The sequence below is a fragment of the Rhizobium sp. YAF28 genome, assembly GCF_052113285.1.
Classification (GTDB): Bacteria; Pseudomonadota; Alphaproteobacteria; order Rhizobiales; family Rhizobiaceae; genus Rhizobium.
This window is the reverse complement of the sequence record NZ_JBFRCX010000004.1, coordinates 1-25863: the sequence shown is the minus strand read 5'-3', so window position 1 is coordinate 25863 and position 25863 is coordinate 1. Positions and strand designations below refer to the sequence as shown.

Sequence of the window (25863 nt, the reverse complement as noted above, 5' to 3'; positions counted from 1 at the left end):
TGCTCCCGCTAGATATCGAAGTTGATCATATTGCGCATCACGAAGATGCCGATCGACATCCAGACCGCCGAAAAGCCCATGATGAAGTGGCCGCGCGGATCGGTGAACAGGATCATCATGTATTGCGGCGACGTCAGGTAGACGAGCGTGGCAACGATGAATGGAAGGGCGCCGATGATGACGGCAGATGCCTTGGCTTCCATCGACAGCGCCTTCACCTTGGCCTTCATCTTCTTGCGGTCGCGCAGCACCTTGGAGAGATTGCCGATCGCTTCCGACAGGTTGCCGCCGGCCTGCGACTGGATGGCGATGACGATCGCGAAGAAATTGACTTCCTGCAACGGCATCTGATTGGTCATGCGGGCACAGGCTTCGGGCACGCTGAGACCCACCTGCTGCGATTCGACGATACGGCGGAATTCGCCCTTGACGGGCTCGACCCCCTCGGTCGCAACGAGGCGGATCGCATCGTTCAGCGGGAGGCCGGAGCGGATGGAGCGGACGATGACGTCGAGCGCGTTCGGAAATTCATCGAGGAACTTGTTCTGGCGGCGCGAGACGAGGAAGCCCAGCACCCAGCGCGGCAGACCAAGCCCTGCGACCACGGGAATACCGAGCATGATCGGTGTCGATGCGCCGACGATGAAAAGCACGACCAGCAGCACAAACGCGAAGAGCGCGCTGAAAAGATAGAAACGGACGGGCGTGATCGGCAGTCCCGCCTGCACCAGGCGGGATTTCAGCGACAGTGTCTTCTTGGTCTTTTCGTGCTGCCGCTTTTCGAGATCCTTCAGGCTGTCCTGCATCGATTTGCGGCGCTTCGACAGTTCCTGCACACGGTCGCGGGCGGCCTTGACCTTGGTACGGTCGAGTTCGGCCGACTTGACGCGGTTGATGCGACTTGCCGATTTCTTGTCGCTCTCGATACGTGAGAACAATACGGCATAGCTCACCGCGGCCGCCGCAACGGCTGCGAGAACGACAATTGCCAGCACTGTCGGATCGATGCCAAACATCTCAATCCTTCGATTTCGATTCCATCTCGTCGAGCGCGGCGGCGAGGCGTTTTTCTTCGTTGTAATAGCGGGCGCGATCCCAGAAATGCGGCTTGCCGATACCGGCAGACATATGACGGCCAATCAGACGACCGCTCGCGTCCTCGCCTTCGATCTCGTAGCGCATCAGGTCCTGGGTGATGATGACGTCACCTTCCATCCCGACCACCTCGGTGATCTGGGTGATGCGGCGCGAACCGTCGCGCAGGCGCTGCGCCTGGATGATGACATCAATCGAGGAGGAGATGATCTCGCGCACGGTCTTTGCGGGCAAGGTAAAGCCACCCATGGCGATCATCGATTCCATACGGCTCAAGCATTCGCGTGGGTTGTTGGCGTGGATCGTGCCCATGGAGCCATCGTGGCCGGTGTTCATGGCCTGCAGGAGGTCGAAAACCTCCGGTCCGCGCACTTCGCCGACGATGATGCGTTCGGGACGCATGCGCAGGCAGTTCTTGACCAGATCGCGCATGGTGATCTCGCCCTCGCCTTCGATGTTCGGCGGGCGGGTTTCGAGACGCACGACATGCGGTTGCTGGAGCTGCAGTTCGGCCGTATCCTCGCAGGTGATAACGCGCTCGTCGCGGTCGATGTAGTTCGTCAGGCAGTTCAGAAGCGTGGTCTTGCCGGAACCCGTACCGCCGGAGATGATGATGTTGCAGCGGACGCGGCCGATGATCTGCAGGATGGTCGCGCCTTCGGGCGTGATCGCGCCGAAGCGCACCAGCTGATCAAGCGTCAGCTTGTCCTTCTTGAATTTGCGGATGGTGAGTGCTGGGCCATCGATGGAAAGCGGTGGCGCAATGACGTTGACACGTGAGCCGTCAGGCAGGCGCGCGTCGCAGATCGGGCTCGATTCATCGACACGACGGCCGACCTGGCTGACGATGCGCTGGCAGATCGAAAGAAGCTGCGAATTGTCGCGGAAGCGGATTTCGGATTCGATAGTCTTGCCGCCGACTTCGATGAAGGTCTGACCCGCACCGTTGACCATGATGTCGGCAATGTCGTCGCGCGCCAGCAGCGGCTCCAGCGGACCGTAGCCCAGCACGTCATTGCAGATATCCTCGAGCAGTTCCTCCTGCTCGGAGATCGACATCGCAAAATTCTTGATGGTGATGATATCGTTGACGATATCGCGGATTTCCTCGCGCGCGCTTTCGCCGTCCAGCTTGGAAAGCTGCGAGAGGTCGATCGTATCGATCAGCGCGGAAAAAACCTGCGCCTTGGTATCGTAATATTCGTCCGTGCGAGCGGGGCGCTTGCGCTGCGGCGTCTGCATCGGCGGCGGCGCCACCTGCTGGCGGACAGGCTCGCGCGACGGCTCGACGAGCACTGCGGGACCGGATGGGGCTGCCGGGGCGGCAGCCGGCATCGGCGGCGGCGGCGGAGCGGCGACACCGCCGACACCGGCCTTTCCGAAACCTTCATTTCCGCGTTTTCCGAACATTGATCCGATCCAATTCTACTCGTTCACTTACGCTTCAGAAGGCCGAGAAGGCCGCCCTTCCTGGATTTCTTGATTGCCACGCGACCGGTGACGATGTGCGAGATCTGCGAAAAAGTCTCCGCCGTCGGAGATTTCGGATCGACCTCCGAAATCATCCGGCCACTGTTGGCGGCGTTTCCGAAGAGGGCGATATCGAAGGGAATGATGGCAATCGGTTCGACTTCCAGCGGCTCGCAGAAATCGGAAACCGAGATTTCCGGCCGCTTCGGCATACCGACCTGATTGAGAATGAGATGCGGCACCTTGTCGTTCGGGCGTATCTTACGGAGCGCATCAAGCATGTTCTTGGTGTTGCGCAGGTTGGCGAGATCGGGAACCGCGCAGATAACCACTTCGTCGGCGCTTGACAGTACCGTACGGGTCCAGTCCGACCAGGCATGCGGAACGTCGAGCACCGTTACAGGCGCGCTGCGCTGCAGCACATCCATCACCGGCTGGAAGGCTTGGCCCTCGAAATCATAGGCGCGGTCGAGAAGCGAGGGAGCGGCCAGCAGTGAAAGATGCTCCGAGCACTTGGTCAGCAGGCGATCGAGGAAAACCTCGTCAAGCCGCTCCGGCGCAAAGACGGCCTCGACAATGCCCTGGGCCGGATCCTGATCGAAATCGATGTTCGCCGTGCCATAGGGCAGGTCGAGATCGGCCAGGATCGTCTCGGTCGAGAACAGGTTGGAGATGCCGAAGGCGCAATTATGGGCGATCGTCGAGGCCCCGACCCCGCCCTTGGCGCCAATGAAGGCGATGGAGCGGCCAAGCGGCTCGGCTTCCGGATCGACGAAGATCGTTGCCATTGCGCCCATGATATCGGGCATGGCGACAGGCTGGACCATATATTCGGAAATACCGTTGCGGATCAGATCGCGGTAGAGGCCGATGTCGTTGTAGTAGCCGACGATGATGACCTTGGTCGAGGGATCACAGACGGCAGCGAGCGGCGCGAGTTCGGCGAGCAGGCTGGCGGAGTTCGCCCTGGTCTCGATGATGATCAGGTTCGGCGTCGGTGTGCTTGAGAACATGTTTGCAGCAGCAGCCGTGCCGCCGCTGGTGATGCGCAGACTGACTTTCGACATGCGCCGGTCATTGGCGCAGCGCTCCATCACCCGCTGCAGTCCTTCGCTCTCGCAGAAGGCATGAACGGAGATGCGCGGCAGCGGCCGCATGTTTTCCAGTTCGCCCATGCGCATTGCCTCTTCGGCATGGCGGAGTTCGCTGGTATTCTTGATCTCGTAGTCGACGGTGCTCATCGTTCCATCCCGCCTGATCAGAAACCGGTCTGGCCGGAATCGACGTCCTCGATCGTGGACGTCGTCGTCCGGTATTCCTGGATCGCCTGATTGCGCCGCTCTGCGTCGATCGGGGTCATGCCGCGCGGAGCGACGAAATCTTCCGGATTGGCGACCTGGGCGGCGAGGTTGTTCTGCGAGGCACAGCCGAAATTGTAATAGTTCTGGTTCGTGAAGTCGGCCGTGATATCCTTCGGCCATTGGCCGCACTGGGTCGTTACCGCCGTTGTGCCGGTAAAGCTCAGCCGCAGCGGTGCAGCATCGAGGAGACCGGTTGCCGCATAGGACGTATTGATGATCTTGTTGCTGGCAATACCGCGCGAGGCAAGTTCGGCCCGGACCTGGCTGCGCAGGGCGCGGGCCGCTCCCGCATTCGGTGAACCTTCCGGAGACAGGATATAGACCGGGCCGGAGGCGCGCGACACATAGTTGGTTGCAAAGCCGCGGATCAGCTCACGCTGGGCAATCGTCAGGCGGCGATCGGTAGAGGCGACGGGAATGTCTACCGTCTGCTCGGCTTCCGTAACGACAATGGGATGGCGCTCCCGGTAGTCATCAGGGATGCCGCCCGTCGTCAGTTGGTCGCGCGGGCCGGCGCAGCCGGAAAGGATGGCAACGGCGAGCGAAGCAGCCACGAGCAGTGGTTTTGCGCCTCGGGACTGTCTCGTATTCGAAGGAGCCATCGCCTGATCTCTGTTCTTTTTCATCGGTCCAGACCGCGCTCCGCTCATTTGTAGATAAACCCGATGGAACCGTGGAACTGTGCATCGGCAACCGGCGCCTGGCGGCTGCCGTAAACCTTGTTGACGCGGTTCATGAAGAAGGCGGAGGCATCGTTTTCCGGACTGAAATTGTCATCCGGACGATTGAGCTGGTTGCGCGCCACCGGACGCACCAGATAGGGCGTTGCGATGATGACCAGCTCCGTTTCCTGGCGCTCAAATCCCTTCTGGCGGAAGAGCGTGCCGAGAAGCGGGATCTTCGAGACGCCAGGTGTGCCGTTCATCGTCTGGGAAATGTTGTCCCGAATGAGGCCTGCAAGAGCGATCGAACCGCCCGAAGGGAGTTCGACTGAAGTCTCTGCCGAGCGGCGCTGATAGGTGGGCGCGGTACCCGATACCGACGGCGCCGGCTCCGAGACGTTGGTCTTGATCTGCAGGCTGATGCGGCCGGAAGAAAGGACCACCGGTTTGAAAGCCAGATTGATACCGTAGTTATAGGGAACGACCGTGACGTTGCCTTGGTTGTCCGTCGTTGAATAAAGAACCTGACCGCCGGAATTGAAAGTCGCGGCCTGACCGGAGATCGCCGTCAACGTGGGTTCGGCCAGCGTGCGAACGACCTTGCCCTGTTCCAACGCATTCAGGTAGGTCGAAATATCGTATTTGCCGATCGAGTTCTTGAAGAGTGCGGCGAGGCCACCACCGACGACGGATGTGGCCGTATCCGCCGAGGGGCTGCCGAGCTGGGCGACCGTCATGCCCGAGGAATTGGTGACGAGATTGTCGAAGCCAAGCTGTTTCAGGATTTCACGGCGAACCTCGGCGATCGTGACCTTGAGCGTGACCTGGTCTTCGCCCTGGATTTGCAAGAGGTTGACGACCTGGGAGACCTGGCGGTTTTCAGCAAAGAGCGCAACCGCACTGTCGCCGCCGGTACCTGAAGCGGTTTCCGTGCGCGTCGTGGCCTCGCCGCCCTTCAGGAATGCTTCGGCGAGCGATGCTGCCTGGGTTGCATCCTGCGGCGTGCGAACGGTACCCGTCAGCACGATATTATCAGAAACGATCTCGACTTTGATGGCGGAGTCGGGAATGAAGCGGCGCAGATTGGTCTCAAGACCGGAAACGTCGCGCTCGATCTCGATATCAAGGCTGACGACCTCCTCGCCGCTGGCGCCGAAAACGAAGATGTTGGTCTGTCCGACCTTCTTGCCGAAAAGATAGATGCGCCGCGACGTACGGGTCACGGCATCGGCCATGCTGGGATCGGAAACGAGAATGTCATGTGCGTCTTCCGGCAGGTCGACGACAACAGCCTTGTTGAGGCCGAGCTTCAGACGGCGATGTGCGCCGGGACCGCTTTGCGAAATGCGGATGAGGCTTTCCGAGCCGGCGTTGGCCTGCTTCACGTCGAAAGGCGCATGAAAGGAAGGCAGCGTAACGCCCGTCGCCGCCATTGCCAGAGAAAGGCAGCCGGTCAGGAAAAGCCTGGTGCGCTGTTTTGAGTTGCCCATCTGCATTTCCCTTACTCCGGCTTTATTGAGCCGGTGGCATCCGTGACGATGGAGCCGGACTTGATGACCTGGATGAGTGCGCTGCCGTTATCGCCGCTGAGCAGATAGTCTGCCGCGCTGGTATCCTGCTCCTGCGCATCGGCGACGGAACGCAGCGCAAGCGAAAGGCGATCGGCCATCTGTTGGGCGACGGCCAGAACCTTGGTCTGGTCGGGGGTCAGCTCCAGGGTTGCTGTCGTGCCGACCGCTGCCTTGGTGCCGTCTTCCTTCTCCTCGATCTGCTGGTCGATGGCGAGAACACGGACATTGCTGAGCACGGTTTCGGTTATGTATTTGTCCGTGCCCTGCCCCTTGCGCACCATGATGACATCGACGCGGTCATTGGGGAGGATGAAGCCGCCGGCGCCGGTCGCGACGGAGATTTCGGTCGCGACGGCGCGCTTGCCGGCGGGCAACAGCGAAGACAGGATACGACTGTTGGAATCGGCGACCTTCTCCGGACGGATCGGCTCTCCTTCGAAGACGGGCAAGCGCACGACGGCGCCCTGCAGATCCTTGATCGCATCCGGCCGGTCGGTCTCGGTAATGAAACCCTGGACAACGCCGTTCTGAGGCCAGGCCATCCAGTGAACGGCCTTCTCATCCAGTCTCGCGCCGACAGGAAGATTGGCGCTGGAGACCAATACGTTGACGGTCGGCTCCTTCTCGATAACGGATTGAACCTTCGTGACGACACCGCCACTACCGGCCATGTTCATCGCAAGAAGACCGGCGAGGCCGGCTGCCACCACGGCGACAGCTAGGATAATAAGGCGGGCCGGTTTCATTGATCATTCCTTGGGGCACAACGCGTTCGCCCCGCAGAATGCTCAGGAATTGGTATAATTATGGTTAATGGAACACTTACATTTTAAGTTAACGGCCGATTAAAATGCCGTCATTTCAGGCTTTCCAGCGCGGCGATGAAGAGCGGCGAGGACGGAAACGCCAGGAAGCCGCCGATCGCGATGGCGATACCGTAGGGAATCTTATTCGCTAGCAGGAGCGAATTGGGAATAGGGAGCCCAATGGCCAATATCGTATTTGCCTGCGAGCGGATCAACAGGATTGCGAACGTCACCAGGCCGCCGGTGACACTGACATAAACTAGAAAAGACAGCAGAGCGGGATCGTAACCGAACCAAATTGCGGCCGCGCTCAAGAGTTTGGCGTCTCCACCGCCCATCACATTGAGCGCAAACAGGGCAAAACAAATGCCGAACACGATGGCGGCGCCAAGTGCGTGCATTCCGATCGCCGGAAGAGCCAGGCCGCTCAAAGGCGCCAGCACGGCGAATGAAATTATCAGGATCAACGATACCCTGTTCGGGATCGTCATTGTCAACAGATCGGATATGGCCGCGAAAGCAAGGCAGAGCGGAAAAACCAGAAGTATTGCGGCTACGATCATCTTCTCACCTGCCCCAAGTTCTCATCTGCCCAAGACAAAACAGGCTCACGGCGGTTCGCTCGTGAGCCTGATCGCAGTGAACCAGAGCTACGCTCCAGTTATTACGGAGTGGTCTTCGTCGTGGCATTAGTCAGCTTTAGACCGAGCTCGCCGAACGTGTCATTGAGCTTGGTGCCGAGCGTGGTGGCGCCAGCAACGAGGGCTACGGAAATGAGGGCGGCGATCAGGCCGTATTCGATTGCGGTCGCGCCGGATTCATCTTTCAAAAAACGGCTAAAAAGCTTGATCATGGTCACTCCTAACTCCAGTTGATGCTCTGAACCAGAGCTACGCCGCAGCTATTAAGGGGCCGTCTTCGCCGTAGCATCGGACAGCTTTGTGCCAAGTCCAGCGAACGTGGCGTTGAGCTTGGTGCCGAGCGTGGTGGCGCCAGCAACGAGGGCTACGGAAATGAGGGCGGCGATCAGGCCGTATTCGATTGCGGTCGCGCCGGATTCATCCTTCAGAAAACGGCTAAAAAGCTTGGTCATGGTTACTCCTAACTCCAGTTGATGTTCAGCACGTCCGCCAACTGTTGCCGTTGATCGGATGGCTGCAACCTAGCGAATGGCTGTTTCCATCGACTTAATGAAATGCGTTAACAAGGCGTAAACGAGACAACCGGCCCAGTCAGGGTAAGTAATTCCTTACCGCATTGCTTGCATTTCTAAGGAATTTCCGGAAGCAAAGTGAAACAATAGCTTTCAAGCATCCAGAAATGGCACGAATTTCTGCTGCCCGTCGATTTCATGCCTCATCGAAGCGTACCGAAACAATCCAGGGCGTTTCACTCATGAACATGGCATGGAGAGCTTAAAGCTTCGTTCACCATTTTTTTCCATTCTATCTGCAATTAGCATTACGATCGTGAAAGAGGGCCAAAATGCCATCGAACGGCAAGACCGTTTTCTTTGCCTGGGTGATTGCGGCTCTTACGGCATCCGCGGCCTCCGCCCAGGAAGACATGCTGCGCGTCTATATGGATCACGCGCGCGTCCTGAAGCTCGACCGGCCGGTCAGCAAGGTCATCGTCGGCAATTCCAAGGTTGCCGATGCGACTGTCGCCGATGCCAAGACAATCGTCTTGACGGGCCGCGCCTTCGGCACCACCAACATCGTGCTGCTCGATACCGATGGCAACGCCATTCTGGACGAACGCATTCTCGTCTCCATCGATGAAGGCAACACAGTGCGCGTCTATCGCCAGACGGAGCGCTCGGTTCTTTCCTGCACGCCCAATTGCGAGCAGCATTCGCAGCAGGGTGAAGCGGCTTCCGGAAACTAGCCAATTACGCCCAGCTCACACCTATTCGTTAAAATAGCTGCTCCGACCTGAAACGGAAAATCAACGAACGCGTCTTAGTGTGGCGCCCGAAGAACATTTTCGAGGCCAGACCATGGCGATCCGTGAGCAGGAGACGGGCAAGGTGCGTGCGTCCCTCCGTTTATCCAGACTTCGCGCCTTGGCCCGCTCGCGTGATGGCTCTGCCGCGATCGAATTCGCGTTGCTGGCCATTCCCTATTTCATCATCATATTCGCCATCCTGGAAACCTTCATCGCCTTTGCGGCGGAACAACTCGTCTCGAGCGCCGTCGATACGATGAGCCGTCAGATGCGGACGGGGCAGATCACATTCGATTCCACCCGTACGACCTACAAGACGCAGACACAGTTCCGGCAGGCCTTCTGCGACGAGATCTCGATCATCATCCGCTGCTCGGCGACGGAGGCGGCGACACCTGGCAAGCTATATTTGGATGTACAGAGCTTCACAAACTTTGCGTCCATTCCGACGACGATCCCGAGAGTGTCTGCGGATAAATATTCCGATCTCAAGACTTCGGATTTCAAGTTCACGCCCGGCGGCCCCGGCTCGATCAACATGGTGCGCGCCTATTACCGCTGGTCCATCACCGTCGATCTCGTCCGTCCTTATGTCACCGGCCTTCGCCCAGTCGGCAGTTCCATGCCGAGCGAATATCTGATCGTCGCCACGGCAGCCTTCCAGAACGAGCAGTATCCATGATGGCACGCCGCGGACCCCTGATCTGGCTGGCTTCGACGGCGCGGCGCTTTGTACGCGACCGGAAGGGCGTGGGCGCCATCGAGTTTGCGATCATCTTCCCGGTTCTGATCATGCTCTATCTCGGCGCATTCGAGATCACGCTCGGGCTCAACGTCAGCAAGCGCACGACACGTGCCGCCGGCTCGATCGCCGATATCATTACCCAGCAGCAGAGCGTCACCAAAAGCTCGCTCACAGATATCGCCAAAGCTGCCCCGGCGATCTTCGCGCCTTATGACAGTTCCGGTCTCTCATTGAAGGTCACGGCAATCCAGATCGACGGCAGCGCCAATCCCACGGTTCTTTGGTCCTGGGCCCCAAGCGGTGCAGCACCCTATGCCAAGAACAGCGCGGTTTCAGATGTGCCGACGGAAATGAAGAAAGCAAACAGCTTCCTTGTCCGCACCGAGCTCAGCACGCCCTATACGCTGCTCGTCTTTGCTCCCAGCTTCTTGCCGGCGGAGACGCGCACCATCACGATCAGCCGCAGCTATTTCTATCGCCAGCGGCAAAACGACAATATTCCCTGCGGCGACTGCTGAAGCGTGTCGCGATCCTTCGGATCCGCCTGCCAAACTTTAAGTTCCACACCGCAAATTTGCCAAGCCGTTCCCGTCATTATATGGCTGTGCGCTACTGCATAATTCCTTAAATCGGAATCGATTTAAGGATAAAATTATGCAGCAATTTAAAGTGCTACAGCGTCCTTTGCGCGTCCGAAAAGACGCGCGGCGCTGTAGTCGGATCGTTCCAGCTATACGCTGGCGACGGCAGATAATACGGGTGAAAAATGGCGCGTGCCTTTCTCTTCGTTCTGGATTCCTTCGGTGTCGGCGGAGCACCGGATGCGGCGACCTATGGCGATGAAGGCGCCGACACGCTCGGCCATATCGCCGAATTCTGTGCGGCAGGTGCTGCCGACCGAGCCGGTCTGCGTTCCGGCCCCCTCGCACTCCCGAACATGTCGGCGCTCGGGCTGCTGCATATTGCGCGGGCGGCTTCCGGCCAGTTTCCGGCCGGCATGCCGTTGCCGGACAAGATCTACGGCATCTACGGCGCTGCCAACGAAACTTCGCGCGGCAAGGACACGCCATCAGGTCATTGGGAAATCGCCGGAACGCCTGTTACCTTCGACTGGGGCTATTTTCCGAGCGAAGGCGATGCCTTTCCGCAGGAACTGATCGACGCGCTCTGCCGCGCAGCGGATGTGCCCGGCATTCTCGGCAACTGCCATGCCTCGGGAACGGAGATCATCGCCCGTTACGGTGAAGAGCATATGCGCAGCGGCAAGCCGATCTGCTACACTTCCTCGGATTCCGTGTTCCAGGTGGCGGCTCATGAGGTCTATTTCGGCCTCGACCGCCTGCTCACCTTCTGCCAGATCGCCCGCAGCCTTCTCGATCCCTATAATATTGGCCGCGTCATCGCGCGCCCCTTCATTGGCCAGAGCGCCGCGACCTTCCAAAGAACCGGCAACCGTCGCGACTTCTCGGTGCCGCCGCCGGAGCCGACATTGCTCGACCGGCTCGTCCAGCATGGCCGCAATGTGCACGCGATCGGCAAGATCGGCGATATCTTCGCTCATCATGGCGTTTCACGGGTCATCAAGGCTAATGGCAACGATGCCCTGATGGATGCCTCCCTTGCTGCGATAGACGAAGCGGAGGATGGCGATCTTGTCTTCACCAATTTCGTCGATTTCGACATGCTGTACGGCCATCGCCGCGACGTGCCGGGTTATGCAGCTGCCCTTGAAGCCTTCGACGAGCGCCTTACTGAAGTTCACCGGAAGCTGCGGGCCGGCGACCTCGTGATCCTGACTGCCGATCACGGCTGCGACCCGACCTGGCGCGGCACCGACCATACGCGCGAGCGCGTGCCTGTTATCGCTTACGGTCCCGGCATCAGGTCACGTTCGGTCGGCCTGCGCCGGACCTATGCCGATATCGGCGAGAGCATTGCGCGGCATCTCGGTATTCCCTCGGGACAGCATGGGAGGAGTTTTCTGTGACATCGCATTTGAGGAAGGTCGAGCTGCACTGCCATCTGGAGGGTGCTGCTCCCCCTGATCTGACCGAGGCTCAGGCGCGCAAATACAACATCGACATCAGCGCCCATCTGCAGGGCGGCGCCTATGTCTGGCATGATTTCGCGAGCTTTCTGGAATGTTACGACAAGGTTTCCGAGGTCTACAAGACCGAGGAAGACTATGCGCTGCTGACGGAAACCTATCTGGAAGAACTTGCCGGCATCGGTACGATCTACAGCGAGCTCATCGTTTCACCCGACCACGGCAAGCGCATCGGCCTCGGTGCGGACGCCTATATATCCGGTGTTTGCGAAGGCATCCGCCGGGCGAAGGCAAAAAGCGGCATCGAGGCCCGGCTGATCGTGACCGGGGAACGACATTTCGGTCCGGAAAGCGTGATCGGCGCTGCGGAATATGCGGCAAAGGCCAATAACCCGCTGATCACCGGCTTCAATCTCGCCGGCGAGGAGCGGATGGGTCGCGTTGCCGACTATGCGCGCGCCTTCGACATCGCCCGCGATGCAGGGCTCGGCCTTACCATCCATGCCGGTGAAGTTTGCGGCGCCTTCAGCGTTTCGGACGCATTGGATGAGGTGCGCCCTTCGCGTATCGGCCACGGTGTGCGGGCAATCGAGGATGCCGAACTCGTCAAGCGGCTTGCAGACCTCGGCACGGTACTGGAGGTCTGCCCCGGCTCGAATATCGCGCTCAAGGTTTTTCCGGATTTCGTCTCGCACCCGTTGGGCAGGCTGAGAGATGCGGGCGTGAAGGTGACGATCAGCTCCGACGATCCGCCATTTTTCCACACATCGCTCAAGCGGGAATACGAGCTTGCCTCGGAGGCCTTCGCCTTCAGTGACGCTGAAATCAATGCTATGACGCGAACGGCCATCGAGGCAGCCTTCGTCGACGAAGAGACCCGCCAGGCGTTGCTTGCCCGGCTCTAAAGCGTGCCGCGATCTATCGGATTCGCTTACCACGCTTTAGACTTTTATTTTCGCATGCCGTTATCGCAAAACCGCGGCGCACTTTTGCGCGGCATGCTTTAGTGGTGCGAGATTGTTAATGCTCCAGGCAAATTCGCCTCCGCTCTTGCAGAGGAGACGATTTCCATGAAAGAAACAGCCGATAAGAACAAAGAATTGGAAGGTTTCCCTATGGACGGCGTCACAGTCATCGATCACCCGCTCGTGCAGCACAAACTCACCATCATGCGGCGCAAGGAAACCTCGACAGGCAGCTTCCGCCGGCTGTTGCGCGAGATCTCGACATTGCTTTGTTATGAGGTCACCCGCGATCTGGAGCTGACGATGGAGACGATCGAAACGCCGATCCAGCAGATGCAGTCGCCGATCCTCGAAGGCAAGAAGCTGGTTTTCGCCTCCATCCTGCGCGCCGGCAACGGTCTTCTGGAAGGCATGCTCGATCTCGTGCCGTCCGCCCGTGTTTCCCATATCGGCGTCTATCGCGACCATGAAACGCTGCAGCCGGTCGAATATTACTTCAAGGCGCCCGAGGATGTCGCCGAGCGCCTGATCATCGTGGTCGACCCGATGCTTGCGACCGGCAACTCCTCGATTGCGGCCATCGACAAGCTGAAGGAGCGTGGAGCCCACAACATCCGCTTCCTCTGCCTGCTGGCCGCTCCGGAAGGTATCAAGAACTTCCGTAGCGCCCACCCTGACGTTCCGGTCTTCACGGCGGCGATCGACAGCCATCTGAACGAGAAGGGCTATATCGTGCCCGGTCTCGGCGATGCCGGCGACCGGATGTACGGTACCAAATAGTTTCGGCTTCCTTTACCAATTCGAAAACCTTGCAAGGCCCGGCGGTTCGTTCCGGGCCTTTTTTATGTCGCCGTTAGCAACTTTTCAGCACTTATGGCTTAGCTGCTTGAAGCGTGAGGTCCCGCATGAGGCGGGGTTTATACAGGAAGGATTTCTGTTTCATGCTCATGCGTACCGTCATATTTGCCAGCATCGCGGCTGCGCTGGCGACACAAGTGCCTTCTCTGCTCACCCGCACGACGCAGCAGCCCGGCAATACGATCTCCGCAAATTTCGTCTCGACCGAAGATAGTGCACCCGATACGTCGGCCACGATCGCCGATGGCGGCATGATCCGCCTGCAGGCTGATGCTCAGGGCCACTATACCGGCAATTTCAGGATCAACGGCAAGCCGGTACAGGGGCTGATCGATACCGGCGCCACCTATGTCGCGCTGAACGAAAGCCTCGCCCGCAGGCTCGGCTTTTCCGGCAACCAGCTCGATTTCCGCTATGCGGTCAATACGGCGAACGGCCAGACCAAGGCGGCGCATGTGATGCTCGACCGCGTGGAAATCGGCGGCATTCGCGTTCGCAGCGTCGAAGCCTTCGTGCTGAAAGACGAGGCGCTGAGCGGCACGCTTGTTGGCATGAGCTTCCTGCAGAAGCTTGCCTCCTACTCCGTCGCCGACGGCTCACTCAGCCTCAAGCAGTAAACTCCATCAGATACGGCCGGCGATAACTGGGGGAAGCTCCGGCTTCTCGTCTGCAATGCGATAGTTTGCGGCAAGTGCGACGACGGCCCTTTCTGCCGAAGCCTCGTCGGCAGCGTGAACGAGCGCTATCGGATCGCCCTCATTCACACGCGTTCCAAGCGGCAGCAGACCGGTGAAGCCGACGCTGTGGTCGATCCTGTCAGCCGGATGGCGTCGCCCGCCGCCAAGGTCGATCACGCTCACGCCCACATCGCGGGCGTCGCAGGCCGCGAGCCAGCCGGTGCGCGATGCCGGAACAGGCCGCTCTATCGGTGCCTTGCGCAGATAGGCATCCGGCCGTTCCAGAAGATCGGCCGGGCCGCCGAGCATATGCACCATGCGCGCGAAGATCTCCGCAGCCTTGCCGGAAGAGAGAGCATCCTGTGCCTTGCTCTCCGCCTCCATAAGCGAGCCCGCAATACCCGACTGCACGAGCATCTCGGCGGCAAAGGCAAGCACCACGGTTTCAAGACGGGTACCGGCCTTTCGGCCTGCCAGGAAATCAAGGCAGTTGTGTATTTCCACGGCATTGCCGGCGCTATCGGCAAGCGGCTGATTCATGTCCGTGATCAGCGCAGATGTCTTCACGCCCGCGCCATTTGCGACTTCGACCAGCGAATGCGCCAGCACGATTGCCTGCTCCGGATCGGCCATGAAAGCGCCGTTGCCGGTTTTGACATCGAGCACCAATGTCTGAAGGCCGGCGGCAAGCTTCTTCGACAGGATCGAGGCTGTTATCAGCGGGATGGAATCGACGGTGGCCGTCACATCGCGCACGGCATAGAGCCGGCCATCGGCCGGCGCCAGGGCACCCGTCGGACCGATGATGGCGCAGCCGACCTCCTTCACCACTTTGCGGAAGAGAGTGGCATCCGGATTGATCGTATAGCCTGGAATGGATTCGAGCTTGTCCAGCGTTCCCCCGGTATGACCGAGGCCGCGGCCGGAAATCATCGGCACGGCCAGACCGCAAGCGGCGGCGATCGGGGCAAGCATCAGCGAGACGTTGTCGCCCACTCCCCCGGTCGAGTGCTTGTCCGCGACTGGCCGATCGACGCCTTCCCAGGAGAGCATGTCGCCGGAGCGCGCCATGGCAAGCGTCAGCGCGACGGTCTCGGTGCGTGACATGCCCTTGAACCAGACCGCCATGGCAAAGGCGCCGATTTGGCCTTCCGACAGATTGCCGGCAGCCAGGGCTGCGATAAAGGCGTCGATATCATCGGTCGGCAGTTCGGCGCCGTTGCGCTTCTGGCGGATGATCTCCTGGGGGATCATCTCAATAGCTCGAGGCTGCCGCCGGCTTCGGCTCCGTGCCGCTGAGCACGGAGAGGATATTGTCGAGCAGGCCGGAGGCACCGAAACGGAACGTGGAGGGCATCGCCCAGTCCGGCGTCATGATGGTTTCCGCAAGGCTCAGATAAAGGGCCGCATCCGCAACGGTCGATATGCCGCCAGCCGGCTTGAAACCCACCTTGCGGCCGCTCTCTCTGATCGCGCGGATCATGATGTCGGCTGCTTCCAGCGTCGCGTTGACGGCAACTTTGCCGGTAGAGGTCTTGATGAAATCGGCGCCCGCTTCGATCGCCAGTTCCGAGGCACGGCGGATGAGGGCGGCATCCTTCAGCTCGCCGGTCTCGATGATGACCTTCAGGAGCACGGGTGCAACGCACTCGGCGCGCACGGCCGCGACCATATCGGTAACGGCCTTCTCGTTGCCTGCCATCAGCCTGCGATAGGGGATGACGAGATCGATCTCATCGGCGCCATCGGCGATCGCCTCGCGCGTTTCGGCGGCGACATCAGCGATTTCCATGTCGCCGGAGGGAAAATTGACGACGGTCGCGATACGGACCGGGTGGCCCTTGCCGAGCACGATGCGGGCATGGGCGACGAAACGCGGCCAGATGCAGATTGCGGCACTGCTGCCATAGGGTGTCTGCGCGCGGGCGCAAAGCGTATCGATCTGCTCCTGGGTGCAGTCATCCTTCAGATTGGTGAGGTCGAGAAGGGAAAGGGCAACGGCGGCCGTTTCCCGGCTGGAATAGCTATTCATTTTCGCTTCCTCCACCGGCAATCATTTACCGGCAATCATTTCTTTGAGTATAGCGGCAAGACGGGCACCGCCAACCGGCGCCATGTCCTTGGTTTCCTCGTGGCTGAGCTCGTCTCCGGTCATGCCAGCCCCATAGTTGGTGATTACGGAGGCAGCCGCAACCCTCAAGCCCAGCATTCTTGCAATGATGACTTCAGGCACGGTCGACATGCCGACCGCGTCGGCGCCGAGAACACGGGCCATGCGGATTTCGGCCGGCGTCTCGAAGCTTGGGCCCGAGAACCACATGTAGACGCCGCTTGCGAGCGGGATATCAAGCGTCTTTGCTGCATCTCGCATGGCAGCCGAAAGCTCGGCGTCATAAGCATTGGTCATGCCAACGAAACGGTGGTCGCTCTCTTGCCCGATCAGCGGATTCATGCCGGAATAATTGATGTGATCGGCAATCTGCATGACCGAACCGGGCGGTATGTCCTCTTTCAGCGAACCCGCCGAATTGGTGAGAATCAGGACCTCGACGCCGAGCGCCTGCAGGACCTCGATCGGCAGGCGCATGGCGTTTGCATCGCCCTTTTCATAATAGTGGACACGGCCGGAGAGCATGATGACCGGCACCGAACCGAGATGGCCGGCGACGACCTCTCCGGCATGGCCGGAGACGGCGCTGACCGGAAAACCCGGCAGATCCTTATAGGGAATACGCACGACATCGGTGAGCTCACTGACCAGCGAGCCGAGGCCCGAGCCGAGCACGATGCCGTAGCGCGGTTTGAGCCCGCCGAGCAGAGCCGCGAGCAGATCGATGGTCGCGATCATCCGAGTTCCGTCTCAAAACTGAAGGGAAGAAGCTCTTCCATGGTCATGGTCTTCTTCACACCGGCTTCATCGCAGAGATAGACCTTCGTGTCCTTCGAGGCGAATTCCGAGATCTTCTGCCGGCAGCCGCCGCAAGGCGGGCAGAGCGGCAGTTTTTCGGCGATGACCGCCATTTCGACGATCTTCTTCGCGCCGCCCATGATCATGGCGCTGATTGCCGTCGGCTCTGCGCACCAGCCCTGCGGGAAGGAGAGGTTTTCGATATTGGCGCCGGTATAGACTTTGCCGTCCTCGGCGCGGATTGCCGCGCCGACGGGAAACTTGGAATAAGGAGCATGCGCGAAGGCCATGGCGCCGCGGGCGGCTTCGAACAGGTCGTGAGACATATCAACGCTCCTTCGTATAGGGCACGCCGCCGGCCTTCGGCGGTATTGCAACGCCGATGAAGCCGGCGAGCAGAACACAGGTCAGGATATAGGGCAGAGCCTGGAAAACCTGTACCGGTACTTCGCCGATCAGCGGCACCTGTTTGCCCTGCATGAAATTCGCCAACGCATCGAGAAAGCCGAAGAGCAGGCAGGCGAACATGACAGGCACCGGCCTCCACTTGGCGAAGACGAGAGCGGCAAGCGCGATATAGCCCTTGCCCGCCGACATGTCCTTGATGAAGGCAGCCGATTGGGCGATCGCCAGGTAGGTGCCGGCAAAGCCGCAGAGGATGCCGGCGCACATGACGGCGCGGTAACGCAGCCAGGAGACCGAAATGCCTGCCGTATCCACCGCTCCCGGATTTTCACCGACGGCGCGAAGACGCAGGCCGAAACGCGTGCGGTAGAGGACCCACCAGGAGAAGGGCACGGCGAGGAAGGCGAGATAGGTGAGGATATTGTTGCCGGAGATCACGCCGGCATAGAGCGGGCCGATGATCGGCACTTCGCGCATGGCCTCGGCGCCGGGAAGCACAATCGGCGAGAAGCGGGCTTCGGCCGCCAGCTGCGGCGTGCGGCCGCCCTGCTCGAACCAGGCCCCTCCAAGCACGATGGTGATACCGGCGATGAAGAAATTGATGGCGACGCCCGAGATGATCTGGTTGCCGCGATTGGTGATCGAGGCAAAACCATGCACGAGGCTGAGCGCCACCGAGCAAGCCACGCCGGCACCGAGGCCGGCCCAGGCTGAACCGGTGAGATAGGCGACACAGGCGGCGGCAAAGGCCGAGCCCAGCATCTTGCCTTCCAGGCCGATATCGAAAATGCCGGCGCGCTCGGAAAACAGGCCGGCGAGTGCTGTAAAGATCAGCGGAATGGAGAGCCGGATCGTCGAGCTCAGAACGCTGATGAAGATTTCATAATAATCCATCATTCGCTCCTCAGGCTCGCTTGAACTGCTGGTAGATGAGCGCCATCGCCGGGCGGAACATATATTCCAGAGCACCGGCAAACAGGATCACCAGACCCTGGATGACGAGAACCATCTCGCGGGTGATGTTGGGCATTTCGAAGGAGATCCAGTCGCCGCCCTGATAGAGCACGCCGAAGAGAAGGGCTGCGAAGAGGATGCCGAGCGGATGGTTGCGGCCCATCAGCGACACGGCGATGCCGACGAAACCGGCGCCGCCGACGAAGTCCAGCTGCAGGCGGGCAGACGAGCCCATGACCGGATTGAGCGCCATCATGCCGGCCAGCGCGCCCGACAGCATCATGGCGATCATGACGATCCGGGTATAGGGAATGCCCGCATAGGAAGCAGCGGTCGGGCTGACGCCCAGCGTGCGCATTTCGAAGCCGAGTTTGGTGCGCCAGACCAGAAGCCAGACGAGGTAGCACATGATCAAGGCGATGACGAAAGAGACGTTGAGCGGCGCCGCGCCGAGCTTCGAACCGAACATTTCCATCAGCCATGTCAGCTTCGGCAACTGGCCGCCTACGAGGAAGGTGCGGGTTTCCGGCGCCATCTTGCCCGGCACTTTCAGCACATGCACCAGCACGTAGTTCATCAGCGTGGCAATGATGTAATTGAACATGATCGTCGTAATGACGATATGGCTGCCGCGCCTTGCCTGGAGCCATGCCGGAATGAAGGCCGCGACTGCTCCGAAAAGGGCCGCGCCGACGATGGCGACCGGCATGGTCACATACCAGGGCACGTAATTGTCGAGCGACAGCGCCACCAGCGCACAGCCGAGGCCGCCAAAATATGCCTGGCCTTCCGAGCCGATGTTGAAGAGGCCGGCATGGATGGCGACGGCGACCGAAAGGCCGGTGAAGATGAAGCTCGTTGCGTAATAGAGCGTGAAGCCGATGCCCTCGCCGCTGCCGAAGGCACCTTCGATGAGCAGCGACAGCGCGGCCAGCGGACTCTCGCCGATCAGCCAGACGACGAAGCCGGAGATCAGGAAGGCGACGACCAGGTTCAAAAGAGGGATCAGACCGTAATTGATCCATCTCGGTAGTGTTACGGAAGCAGTGCTCATCGAGGCCTCACGCGGCAATGCCGGCCATCATCAGGCCGAGGGTCTGTTCACCGGCATCGGGCGTCTTCTCGCCGACCACGTGGCCGGCAAACATGACAAGGATACGGTCTGAAAGGGCGCGGATTTCGTCGAGTTCGACGGAGACGAGCAGGATGGCCTTGCCCGCATCGCGCATCTCGATAATCCGGCGATGGATGAATTCGATGGCGCCGATATCGACGCCACGGGTCGGCTGGCCGATGATCAGCATCTTCGGGTCGCGCTCGATTTCGCGGGCGACGACGATCTTCTGCTGGTTGCCGCCGGAGAAATTCGCCGTTTTCAGGCGCGGGTTCGGCGGGCGGATGTCGTATTTCTCGATCTTCTCCATGGCATCCTTGCGGATGGCTTCGAGATCGAGAAATGGGCCACGGCTGTAATCCGGCCGGCGGTGATAACCGAGTACCGAATTCTCATATTCCTCAAACTTGAGGACGAGGCCCATATGGTGGCGGTCTTCAGGGATATGCGCTAGGCCGAATTCGCGCAGGCGTGCAGGATCGGCCTTGTCGATCGGCTGCCCATCGAGCAGGACCTCGCCGGAGGCAGGCTTGCGGATGCCGGCAATCGCTTCCAGCAGTTCCGACTGGCCGTTGCCCGCGACACCGGCAATGCCGACGATCTCGCCGGCGCGGACATCGAAGGAGACGTTGTCGACCATCGTCACGCCCCTGTTATCCTTGACCGTCAGGTTGCGGACGGAAAGTACGACATCGGCGGGCTTGGCCTCGCCCTTCTGGACACGAAGCAGCACGCGGCGGCCGACCATGAGTTCGGCAAGCTCTTCGACCGTGGTCTCGCTGGTCTTGCGCGTGGCGACCATTTCGCCGCGGCGCATGACGGAGACCGTATCGGTGATCGCCATGATCTCGCGCAGCTTGTGGGTGATGAGGATGACGGTCTTGCCCTGGTCGCGCAGCACGCCGAGGATGCGGAACAGGTGATCGGCCTCAGCCGGCGTCAACACACCTGTCGGCTCGTCGAGGATCAGGATCTCGGCGCCGCGATACATGGCTTTGAGGATTTCCACCCGCTGCTGAAGGCCGACCGGAAGCTGCTCGATCAGCGCGTCCGGATTGACCTCCAGGCCGTACTCGGTTTCCAGCCGCTTGAGTTCGGCGCGGGCCGATGCCACGCCCTTGGCCAGCAGCGCGCCGCCTTCGGCACCGAGCATGATGTTTTCGAGGACGGTGAAATTATCGACCAGCATGAAATGCTGGTGCACCATGCCGATGCCGGCTGCGATCGCCGCCTGGCTGTCCCTGATGGTGATGGGCTGGCCGTTGACGCGGATCTCGCCGCTGTCGGCCTGGTAAAAACCGTAGATGATGGACATCAGGGTCGATTTACCAGCGCCGTTTTCCCCGATAATGCCATGGATCGAGCCCTTGGCAACGGTCAGGTTGATGTCCTTGTTGGCGTGAACGGCGCCGAATTTCTTGTCGATGCCGACAAGTTCGATAGCAGGCTGATCTGTCACAGCAGGCTCCAAATAAGAAAAGGGCGTATGGCGAAAATCCTTGTCCGCCATACGCCCGATCTCAGTTACGACTCACTTCGGGCAGGCGTTGTCCGTGGTGTAATCGTGGACCTTGACGGTGCCAGCAATGATGTCGGCCCTGGCCTTGTCGACGGCGGCCTGCATTTCCGGCGTGATCAGCGACTTGTTGTTCTCGTCCATCGCGGCGGCAACGCCGTCTTCCTTGACGCCGAGAGACTGGACGCCAGCCGTGAACTTGTCGTTCTTGGTGTCGTTATAGGCGTTGTAGACGGCGAGATCGACGCGCTTGACCATCGAGGTCAGGACGGAACCCGGGTGCAGGTGGTTCTGGTTGGAATCGACGCCGATCGACAGCTTCTTGTTGTCGGCTGCCGTCTGCAGAACGCCGAGACCGGTCGCACCGGCTGCTGCGTAAACGACGTCAGCACCCTGGTCGATCTGGTTCTTGGCGAGCTCGCCGCCGCGAACCGGGTCGTTCCAGGCAGCACCGGTCGTGCCGGTCATGTTCTGGAAGACTTCGACGTCGGCCTTGACGGCGCGTGCGCCCTGCTCATAGCCGCATTCGAACTTGCGGATCAGCGGAATGTCCATGCCGCCGACGAAACCGACCTTGCCGGTCTTGGACGCCATGCCGGCGAGAACGCCGACGAGGTAGGAGCCTTCTTCTTCCTTGTAGAGGACGGAACGGACGTTCGGCTTGTCGACGACGGAGTCAACGATGATGAACTTGGTATCCGGGAATTCAGCGGCAACCTTCTCGACAGCCGAGGTCCAGGCGAAGGAAACGGCAACGACCGGGTTGAAGCCGCGGCTTGCGAAGTTGCGGATGGCCTGCTCGCCCTGGGTGTCGCCGGTCGGCTCGAAATCGCGGTAGGCGATGCCGGTTTCCTTCTTGAACTTTTCAGCGCCGTTAAAGGCAGCTTCGTTGAAGGATTTATCGAACTTCCCGCCGGTGCCGTAAACGAGAGCCGGCTTGATGTCGGCGGCAAGCGCCGTCGTCGACATCGCTGCCACGGCAAGGAGGGTGAGAAGGGATTTTTTCATGAGTTTGCAGCCCTGTTGTTGCTATTTGTTTGGGTCCTCCCGCAAGCCTTTTTCAGGCATGTCTGCGGAACCACCGACCTCCCCCCGGAGGCCTGGCTGCGTGCATCCTTGCATGGCTCAGCGAAAAATTCACCAGAAATTTTTCGGTTGGTAAAGATTTGCCATTATTGCCGAAAATCAGTCCTTTGGTGCTGAATTCTGGGCAAATCGACTGCTAAAATGCGAATTTTCTAACCAATGCCCTGGCGTCATCGGCACCATTATCTTCCCGTTCTGGTAGCTGCCGATTGCGCTCATCCACACCCTCCAGCCCCTGTCTGTCAGGCGGTAAAACGGCCTGCCACCGGCGGCTTCTTGTAGCCGATCATCCACAGCAGCAGCGACAGCACCAGAAGCACGGCAAAGGCCGGCTGCAGCATGAGCCATTGGAAGATGAAAGCGTAGAAACGCGGATGGACGTAATAGGAAACGGAGGACTGCAGCGCGACAAGCGTCGAGGGGCTGACGTCCTCCCATGCATCCGACATCGGGGTCATGATCACTTGCGAGGATGCGACGGACTGGATCGAATCGATGGTACCGGCAATGACCGCAACTGCCAGCGCAAACAGACTGGCAAGACGCAACAAGAAACGCATCGATTCCTCCGACGACGGGTAGGCCTGATTATACGGCGAGCCGCGCCATTCTCCACTCAGACCTAGAGATAGGTTGGCAACGGAGACGGCGCAATGGACGGCATTGCGCGTAGTTTTATCGGAAGAAGTCAAAAAACTGTTAGATTTGGGTTGATCGGTGAAAAATCATCGGTATATATCGCGCCGTTCCGACGATTTGCATCCTCTGCGGATGCGAACACCCAATAAGGACAGGTGGCCGAGTGGTTTAAGGCGCACGCCTGGAACGCGTGTGTACGTGAAAGCGTACCGTGGGTTCGAATCCCACCTTGTCCGCCATTGGTTTCATCTAATGCGCTGAAAATTTGCATTATTTAATGCCGGCTCACCTGCATCCCCATTTCGATCGCGACTTTTAGCTCTGAGTGACAGCTACTGAAGACCTATTAAGAATGTTCACGCTTGCTGTGAAATTGAGGTCATGTGCTCCAGTCGTCTTGCATGGCGTGCAAGAGGTCAGCGGTTCGATCCCGCTTAGCTCCACCAAATTTCGCTTCGTTCGTTATTTCCCTTAGAAATCAATCTGATGTGGCCTGCCGCTGAGCGGGCAAGTACCCAAAGAAGTACCCAGCGAGCGTACCCAAATCTGAGCGCTATGGTTTCGTTCTACTCCAGCGTCGAGTCATGTGTTCGTACTCGGCCCGGAAGAATCGGCAGATTGACCGAATCGAGCGCAGCTTTTGCTCGTCATCGCCATTAGTTTTGCTGAGCCGGTCCTGCCAGACCCGCAAACCCTGGGCTAAAGACTTCAAGATTTCCTGCGGTGCATTTGAACGTGAGCCTTGCAGCCGTTGCGGATAAACGCCTGTCATGATGTAGGGGTGGCGAAGTTGATCCTGATAAGCCTCGCGTTGGGCTGACCAAAGAGCGTGAGCAAGTGGCTTACCAAAATGCTTACCGATTGTTCGCAGGAGTACATCCTCTGCCTCGACGCCTGTAACCGGCCATAGCGTGCCAACGTAGGCCCGTGCGTTCGCGAACATGAAGCGCTTGGAGAGTTCGTGCCATGAAACGCAAGCGTTGTTAAAAATGACCGGTGTGCGGTAGTTAGCTAAAGCTGCCGGGAGCGCTATGAGGTTGTTGTCGAACATGCGAAGTGCCGCCGAGCCCAAAACGCGGTCTATGGTTTCCTTGGAAATTGGCTCCAATTCGTGCGTCTCGTGAGTTTGACGCATATATTCAAGTATTGCCGAGCCGACGAAGACCTTCTTGCTTTTTTCTGGATCATTCCAAAGCACGCTATCCAGGGAATGAAATCGGTCAAATCGTGTTAAGTGTACCATGTCAGGATCGTCATCTGACTGAGCAATACCCAGCGCTATGTCTACAACAAGCTGTCTCGACTTACCAACGGCATCCTTGAATTCGTACGTCCAACGATAACCTGGGGCGTCCCCGCAGTGAGTAGCGATGATCAATAAATCATATGGGAAATGCTCAATCATCAGGCTTACGTCGCGCACGTTCGCAGCGGGTCCCTTGTATCCCCGCACGAATGTCCCCCGTTGCGCCAGCAGCTGGGCGGCGGTCGCAATTTCTGGTGCAGGTGTCTGACCGGGGTCTACTACAACTGCCGAAACAGTTTCACCCTCGTTTGAGGTTGTGCCAGCGAAACCGTTGATGATCGCCATTCCGAGATCGGGATAGGTGAACAAGTGCGTGGAGGGCGCTTCGGTATATCCAAAACCAAAGGGCAGCTTGTTTGTTATGAACGTCAGTGATGGAGATACCGGGAGTCTTAAATCTCCACAGAAAGAGCGTAATTGCGACCGCAGGTTCTCTCTAAGTTCATGGGGAGAGTAGTCCGGATGGTCATACAGCGAGTAAAAAGTCTCCAATATGGCGTCAGCCACATCAGCAGGGACCTTGGGGATGATAGCAAGTCCGGCTCCCAGTCCATATGCGTAGTTGGCTGCAATGACCTCACTGAGTTCATGTCCCTGTTCACAAACCACTAAATGCCCTGTTCGACCTTCGACAACTTCGCAGGGGGATGGTCCAGTCGTAAACTCGATCATCCGACGCTCACGGAGAGCTTTAAGAACTCCGATCCCAAGGTTGTCGCATCCCCAGACCAAAGCGGGTGACGTTGACGAGTCGTGGGCAGTCTCACCTCCCAAGCCTATCAGCGAACTTGCGTCCGAGATGTAGGTGGTTCGGCGGATTGGAAGATAATTTCCAAGCTGGGAACGAGCGGCTCTGGATAGGCCCACCATATAAATTGACTGGGCACCTGAGCGAGCGACCGCGTTGTTGCATCTAACAACTTCAGAATCAGCGTCGGGTCTGGAAAGGCGCGGGCCAGCCAGCACGGGTAAGTAACTGCCTCGTACGGCTAATTTGCATGAAACCTGTGCAGCAAGTTTCGCATCTTCAGCAATAACTAGTGAGTTGGAGAGTTTTGGCGGTTTCAAACTATGCTCGATTCACTGCTGTCCTACAGGCGCGAGTTGCATACAAGGTGGAGGTCTAGCACTGTGATGAAATGGACCGAGGCTATCCACCTTGCTGCTGGACGGTTCCCGACGTTCGCGGACTGGTAAAGACCATGCCGAAAAACATTACTTCTCCAGTCTGTCGGTTCGGTTATCTCAGTGGGATACAAGCGGGCCATCACCAAGGACAGCGCTGATCCGGTTCTTGAGCTTTTCACGCAACTCTTCTGGGGTCTTCCATGTGATGTGGTTGAACTGTCGAGTATCGAAGTGAACGTGATTAATGTGATCCTCGCGGCAACACCAAATCACTGGGATACCTAGACCCTGTGCAAAGCCCGCCTCGTAGTAGACACCGCCTCTTGGTATCGCGGTAATTCCTTCTCCAGAACCGACTAGCCCACACGTAAAGTCCGCGATGAGGAACTTGGAGCGCCTGATTTCGGCGATGATCTCGTCGTCAATCTTATTACTATGCTCCTTCTGATCGATCGTAAGCGCGAATTTCGGTGCGCCTTTTGAGACGCAGCGCTCTGAGGCATGAGTGTCCACCAAAATAGGTGGACACCAAATCATGGATGAAGATGCTCCTAAACTGCAGGTGCGGCTTGTTGGTCGCGACGGCCGCCGTCGATATGACCC

The 25863-nt window shown here is 59.1% G+C and carries 27 protein-coding genes and 1 tRNA gene; 8 read left to right on the top strand and 20 right to left on the bottom strand.

Going from position 1 to position 25863, the window contains the following annotated elements:
* Positions 1-8 precede the first annotated feature (8 nt).
* The 9 genes from AB4Z13_RS10130 to AB4Z13_RS10090 form a co-directional block, all read right to left on the bottom strand.
* Positions 9-1016 carry a type II secretion system F family protein gene (locus AB4Z13_RS10130; protein WP_439017044.1) on the bottom strand — a complete coding sequence of 336 codons (1008 nt, stop codon included), beginning with the start codon at positions 1014-1016 and terminating at the stop codon, positions 9-11.
* 1 nt (position 1017) lies between these two features.
* The gene (locus tag AB4Z13_RS10125; protein WP_439017043.1) at positions 1018-2505 is read right to left on the bottom strand and encodes a CpaF family protein; all 1488 of its coding nucleotides are present in this window, start codon (positions 2503-2505) and stop codon (positions 1018-1020) included.
* 23 nt (positions 2506-2528) lie between these two features.
* Positions 2529-3806 carry an AAA family ATPase gene (locus AB4Z13_RS10120; protein ID WP_439017042.1) on the bottom strand — a complete coding sequence of 426 codons (1278 nt, stop codon included), beginning with the start codon at positions 3804-3806 and terminating at the stop codon, positions 2529-2531.
* Between the two features lie 17 nt (positions 3807-3823).
* Positions 3824-4576, bottom strand: a complete 753-nt coding sequence (locus AB4Z13_RS10115; protein WP_113320567.1) for a CpaD family pilus assembly protein — start codon at positions 4574-4576, stop codon at positions 3824-3826.
* Entirely contained in the window at positions 4573-6084 is a 1512-nt protein-coding gene (locus AB4Z13_RS10110) for a type II and III secretion system protein family protein (protein WP_439017041.1), read from the bottom strand. Before AB4Z13_RS10110 ends, AB4Z13_RS10115 begins: the two co-directional genes overlap by 4 nt.
* 5 nt (positions 6085-6089) lie before the next feature.
* Positions 6090-6905 (bottom strand): Flp pilus assembly protein CpaB, encoded by an 816-nt coding sequence (gene cpaB, locus AB4Z13_RS10105; protein WP_439017040.1) that lies wholly within the window; start codon positions 6903-6905, stop codon positions 6090-6092.
* Positions 6906-7015: 110 nt separating this feature from the next.
* Positions 7016-7528 (bottom strand): A24 family peptidase, encoded by a 513-nt coding sequence (locus AB4Z13_RS10100; protein WP_439017039.1) that lies wholly within the window; start codon positions 7526-7528, stop codon positions 7016-7018.
* 101 nt (positions 7529-7629) lie between these two features.
* Complete coding sequence (locus AB4Z13_RS10095; protein WP_007827289.1) at positions 7630-7818, bottom strand: Flp family type IVb pilin; 189 nt, start codon at positions 7816-7818, stop codon at positions 7630-7632.
* 51 nt (positions 7819-7869) lie between these two features.
* On the bottom strand, positions 7870-8058 hold the full coding sequence (locus AB4Z13_RS10090) for a Flp family type IVb pilin (protein ID WP_113320563.1): 189 nt from the start codon (positions 8056-8058) through the stop codon (positions 7870-7872).
* A 392-nt stretch (positions 8059-8450) separates the two neighbouring features.
* On the opposite strand from AB4Z13_RS10090, the gene AB4Z13_RS10085 reads away from it, so the two are divergent.
* From AB4Z13_RS10085 to AB4Z13_RS10055, 7 genes are all read left to right on the top strand, one after another.
* On the top strand, positions 8451-8852 hold the full coding sequence (locus AB4Z13_RS10085) for a pilus assembly protein N-terminal domain-containing protein (RefSeq protein ID WP_113320562.1): 402 nt from the start codon (positions 8451-8453) through the stop codon (positions 8850-8852).
* A 112-nt stretch (positions 8853-8964) separates the two neighbouring features.
* Positions 8965-9594, top strand: a complete 630-nt coding sequence (locus AB4Z13_RS10080) for a TadE/TadG family type IV pilus assembly protein (RefSeq protein WP_113320587.1) — start codon at positions 8965-8967, stop codon at positions 9592-9594.
* On the top strand, positions 9594-10175 hold the full coding sequence (locus AB4Z13_RS10075; protein WP_439017294.1) for a TadE/TadG family type IV pilus assembly protein: 582 nt from the start codon (positions 9594-9596) through the stop codon (positions 10173-10175). Before AB4Z13_RS10080 ends, AB4Z13_RS10075 begins: the two co-directional genes overlap by 1 nt.
* A gap of 248 nt (positions 10176-10423) precedes the next feature.
* On the top strand, positions 10424-11644 hold the full coding sequence (locus tag AB4Z13_RS10070; protein WP_439017038.1) for a phosphopentomutase: 1221 nt from the start codon (positions 10424-10426) through the stop codon (positions 11642-11644).
* The gene (locus tag AB4Z13_RS10065; RefSeq protein WP_439017037.1) at positions 11641-12609 is read left to right on the top strand and encodes an adenosine deaminase; all 969 of its coding nucleotides are present in this window, start codon (positions 11641-11643) and stop codon (positions 12607-12609) included. Before AB4Z13_RS10070 ends, AB4Z13_RS10065 begins: the two co-directional genes overlap by 4 nt.
* Positions 12610-12819: 210 nt before the next feature.
* Positions 12820-13449 (top strand): uracil phosphoribosyltransferase, encoded by a 630-nt coding sequence (gene upp / locus AB4Z13_RS10060; protein ID WP_037072717.1) that lies wholly within the window; start codon positions 12820-12822, stop codon positions 13447-13449.
* A 125-nt stretch (positions 13450-13574) separates the two neighbouring features.
* The gene (locus AB4Z13_RS10055; RefSeq protein WP_310379766.1) at positions 13575-14144 is read left to right on the top strand and encodes a TIGR02281 family clan AA aspartic protease; all 570 of its coding nucleotides are present in this window, start codon (positions 13575-13577) and stop codon (positions 14142-14144) included.
* Between the two features lie 6 nt (positions 14145-14150).
* On the opposite strand, the gene deoA is transcribed toward AB4Z13_RS10055, so the two are convergent.
* From deoA to AB4Z13_RS10010, 9 genes are all read right to left on the bottom strand, one after another.
* Entirely contained in the window at positions 14151-15458 is a 1308-nt protein-coding gene (deoA, locus tag AB4Z13_RS10050; protein WP_439017036.1) for a thymidine phosphorylase, read from the bottom strand.
* A gap of 1 nt (position 15459) precedes the next feature.
* Positions 15460-16236, bottom strand: a complete 777-nt coding sequence (gene deoC / locus AB4Z13_RS10045) for a deoxyribose-phosphate aldolase (RefSeq protein WP_439017035.1) — start codon at positions 16234-16236, stop codon at positions 15460-15462.
* Between the two features lie 21 nt (positions 16237-16257).
* Positions 16258-17052 (bottom strand): purine-nucleoside phosphorylase, encoded by a 795-nt coding sequence (locus tag AB4Z13_RS10040; protein WP_439017034.1) that lies wholly within the window; start codon positions 17050-17052, stop codon positions 16258-16260.
* Positions 17049-17438 carry a cytidine deaminase gene (locus tag AB4Z13_RS10035; RefSeq protein ID WP_439017033.1) on the bottom strand — a complete coding sequence of 130 codons (390 nt, stop codon included), beginning with the start codon at positions 17436-17438 and terminating at the stop codon, positions 17049-17051. The genes AB4Z13_RS10040 and AB4Z13_RS10035 overlap by 4 nt, the downstream gene beginning before the upstream one ends.
* A gap of 1 nt (position 17439) precedes the next feature.
* Positions 17440-18411 carry an ABC transporter permease gene (locus AB4Z13_RS10030; protein ID WP_439017032.1) on the bottom strand — a complete coding sequence of 324 codons (972 nt, stop codon included), beginning with the start codon at positions 18409-18411 and terminating at the stop codon, positions 17440-17442.
* Positions 18412-18421: 10 nt separating this feature from the next.
* A complete protein-coding gene (locus AB4Z13_RS10025) occupies positions 18422-19525 on the bottom strand; it encodes an ABC transporter permease (protein ID WP_439017031.1) in 1104 nt (367 codons plus the stop codon).
* 7 nt (positions 19526-19532) lie between these two features.
* Positions 19533-21044, bottom strand: coding sequence for an ABC transporter ATP-binding protein (locus AB4Z13_RS10020; RefSeq protein WP_439017030.1), 1512 nt, complete (start codon positions 21042-21044; stop codon positions 19533-19535).
* Positions 21045-21116: 72 nt separating this feature from the next.
* Positions 21117-22109, bottom strand: a complete 993-nt coding sequence (locus AB4Z13_RS10015) for a BMP family lipoprotein (protein WP_113320553.1) — start codon at positions 22107-22109, stop codon at positions 21117-21119.
* A 320-nt stretch (positions 22110-22429) separates the two neighbouring features.
* Positions 22430-22747 (bottom strand): hypothetical protein, encoded by a 318-nt coding sequence (locus tag AB4Z13_RS10010; protein WP_113320552.1) that lies wholly within the window; start codon positions 22745-22747, stop codon positions 22430-22432.
* 228 nt (positions 22748-22975) lie between these two features.
* Here AB4Z13_RS10010 and AB4Z13_RS10005 point away from each other — a divergent pair.
* Positions 22976-23065, top strand: a tRNA-Ser gene (locus AB4Z13_RS10005).
* 314 nt (positions 23066-23379) lie between these two features.
* Here AB4Z13_RS10005 and AB4Z13_RS10000 read toward each other — a convergent pair.
* Positions 23380-24804, bottom strand: coding sequence for a hypothetical protein (locus tag AB4Z13_RS10000; RefSeq protein WP_439017029.1), 1425 nt, complete (start codon positions 24802-24804; stop codon positions 23380-23382).
* A 573-nt stretch (positions 24805-25377) separates the two neighbouring features.
* Positions 25378-25863 (bottom strand): hypothetical protein (locus tag AB4Z13_RS09995; RefSeq protein ID WP_442205973.1); only part of this gene is annotated, 486 nt, incomplete at its 5' end.

Coding starts and splice junctions, on each gene's coding strand:
- AB4Z13_RS10080 (WP_113320587.1), top strand. CDS start 8,965: ATGGCGATCCGTGAGCAGGAGACGGGCAAGGTGCGTGCGTCCCTCCGT.
- AB4Z13_RS10040 (WP_439017034.1), bottom strand. CDS start 17,052: ATGATCGCGACCATCGATCTGCTCGCGGCTCTGCTCGGCGGGCTCAAA.
- AB4Z13_RS10100 (WP_439017039.1), bottom strand. CDS start 7,528: ATGATCGTAGCCGCAATACTTCTGGTTTTTCCGCTCTGCCTTGCTTTC.
- AB4Z13_RS10085 (WP_113320562.1), top strand. CDS start 8,451: ATGCCATCGAACGGCAAGACCGTTTTCTTTGCCTGGGTGATTGCGGCT.
- AB4Z13_RS10110 (WP_439017041.1), bottom strand. CDS start 6,084: ATGCAGATGGGCAACTCAAAACAGCGCACCAGGCTTTTCCTGACCGGC.
- AB4Z13_RS10025 (WP_439017031.1), bottom strand. CDS start 19,525: ATGAGCACTGCTTCCGTAACACTACCGAGATGGATCAATTACGGTCTG.
- AB4Z13_RS10090 (WP_113320563.1), bottom strand. CDS start 8,058: ATGACCAAGCTTTTTAGCCGTTTTCTGAAGGATGAATCCGGCGCGACC.
- AB4Z13_RS10120 (WP_439017042.1), bottom strand. CDS start 3,806: ATGAGCACCGTCGACTACGAGATCAAGAATACCAGCGAACTCCGCCAT.
- AB4Z13_RS10010 (WP_113320552.1), bottom strand. CDS start 22,747: ATGCGTTTCTTGTTGCGTCTTGCCAGTCTGTTTGCGCTGGCAGTTGCG.
- upp (WP_037072717.1), top strand. CDS start 12,820: ATGGACGGCGTCACAGTCATCGATCACCCGCTCGTGCAGCACAAACTC.
- AB4Z13_RS10075 (WP_439017294.1), top strand. CDS start 9,594: ATGGCACGCCGCGGACCCCTGATCTGGCTGGCTTCGACGGCGCGGCGC.
- AB4Z13_RS10055 (WP_310379766.1), top strand. CDS start 13,575: ATGAGGCGGGGTTTATACAGGAAGGATTTCTGTTTCATGCTCATGCGT.
- deoC (WP_439017035.1), bottom strand. CDS start 16,236: ATGAATAGCTATTCCAGCCGGGAAACGGCCGCCGTTGCCCTTTCCCTT.
- AB4Z13_RS10070 (WP_439017038.1), top strand. CDS start 10,424: ATGGCGCGTGCCTTTCTCTTCGTTCTGGATTCCTTCGGTGTCGGCGGA.
- AB4Z13_RS10125 (WP_439017043.1), bottom strand. CDS start 2,505: ATGTTCGGAAAACGCGGAAATGAAGGTTTCGGAAAGGCCGGTGTCGGC.
- AB4Z13_RS10030 (WP_439017032.1), bottom strand. CDS start 18,411: ATGGATTATTATGAAATCTTCATCAGCGTTCTGAGCTCGACGATCCGG.
- AB4Z13_RS10000 (WP_439017029.1), bottom strand. CDS start 24,804: ATGATCGAGTTTACGACTGGACCATCCCCCTGCGAAGTTGTCGAAGGT.
- AB4Z13_RS10015 (WP_113320553.1), bottom strand. CDS start 22,109: ATGAAAAAATCCCTTCTCACCCTCCTTGCCGTGGCAGCGATGTCGACG.
- AB4Z13_RS10130 (WP_439017044.1), bottom strand. CDS start 1,016: ATGTTTGGCATCGATCCGACAGTGCTGGCAATTGTCGTTCTCGCAGCC.
- AB4Z13_RS10115 (WP_113320567.1), bottom strand. CDS start 4,576: ATGAGCGGAGCGCGGTCTGGACCGATGAAAAAGAACAGAGATCAGGCG.
- deoA (WP_439017036.1), bottom strand. CDS start 15,458: ATGATCCCCCAGGAGATCATCCGCCAGAAGCGCAACGGCGCCGAACTG.
- AB4Z13_RS10095 (WP_007827289.1), bottom strand. CDS start 7,818: ATGATCAAGCTTTTTAGCCGTTTTTTGAAAGATGAATCCGGCGCGACC.
- cpaB (WP_439017040.1), bottom strand. CDS start 6,905: ATGAAACCGGCCCGCCTTATTATCCTAGCTGTCGCCGTGGTGGCAGCC.
- AB4Z13_RS10035 (WP_439017033.1), bottom strand. CDS start 17,438: ATGTCTCACGACCTGTTCGAAGCCGCCCGCGGCGCCATGGCCTTCGCG.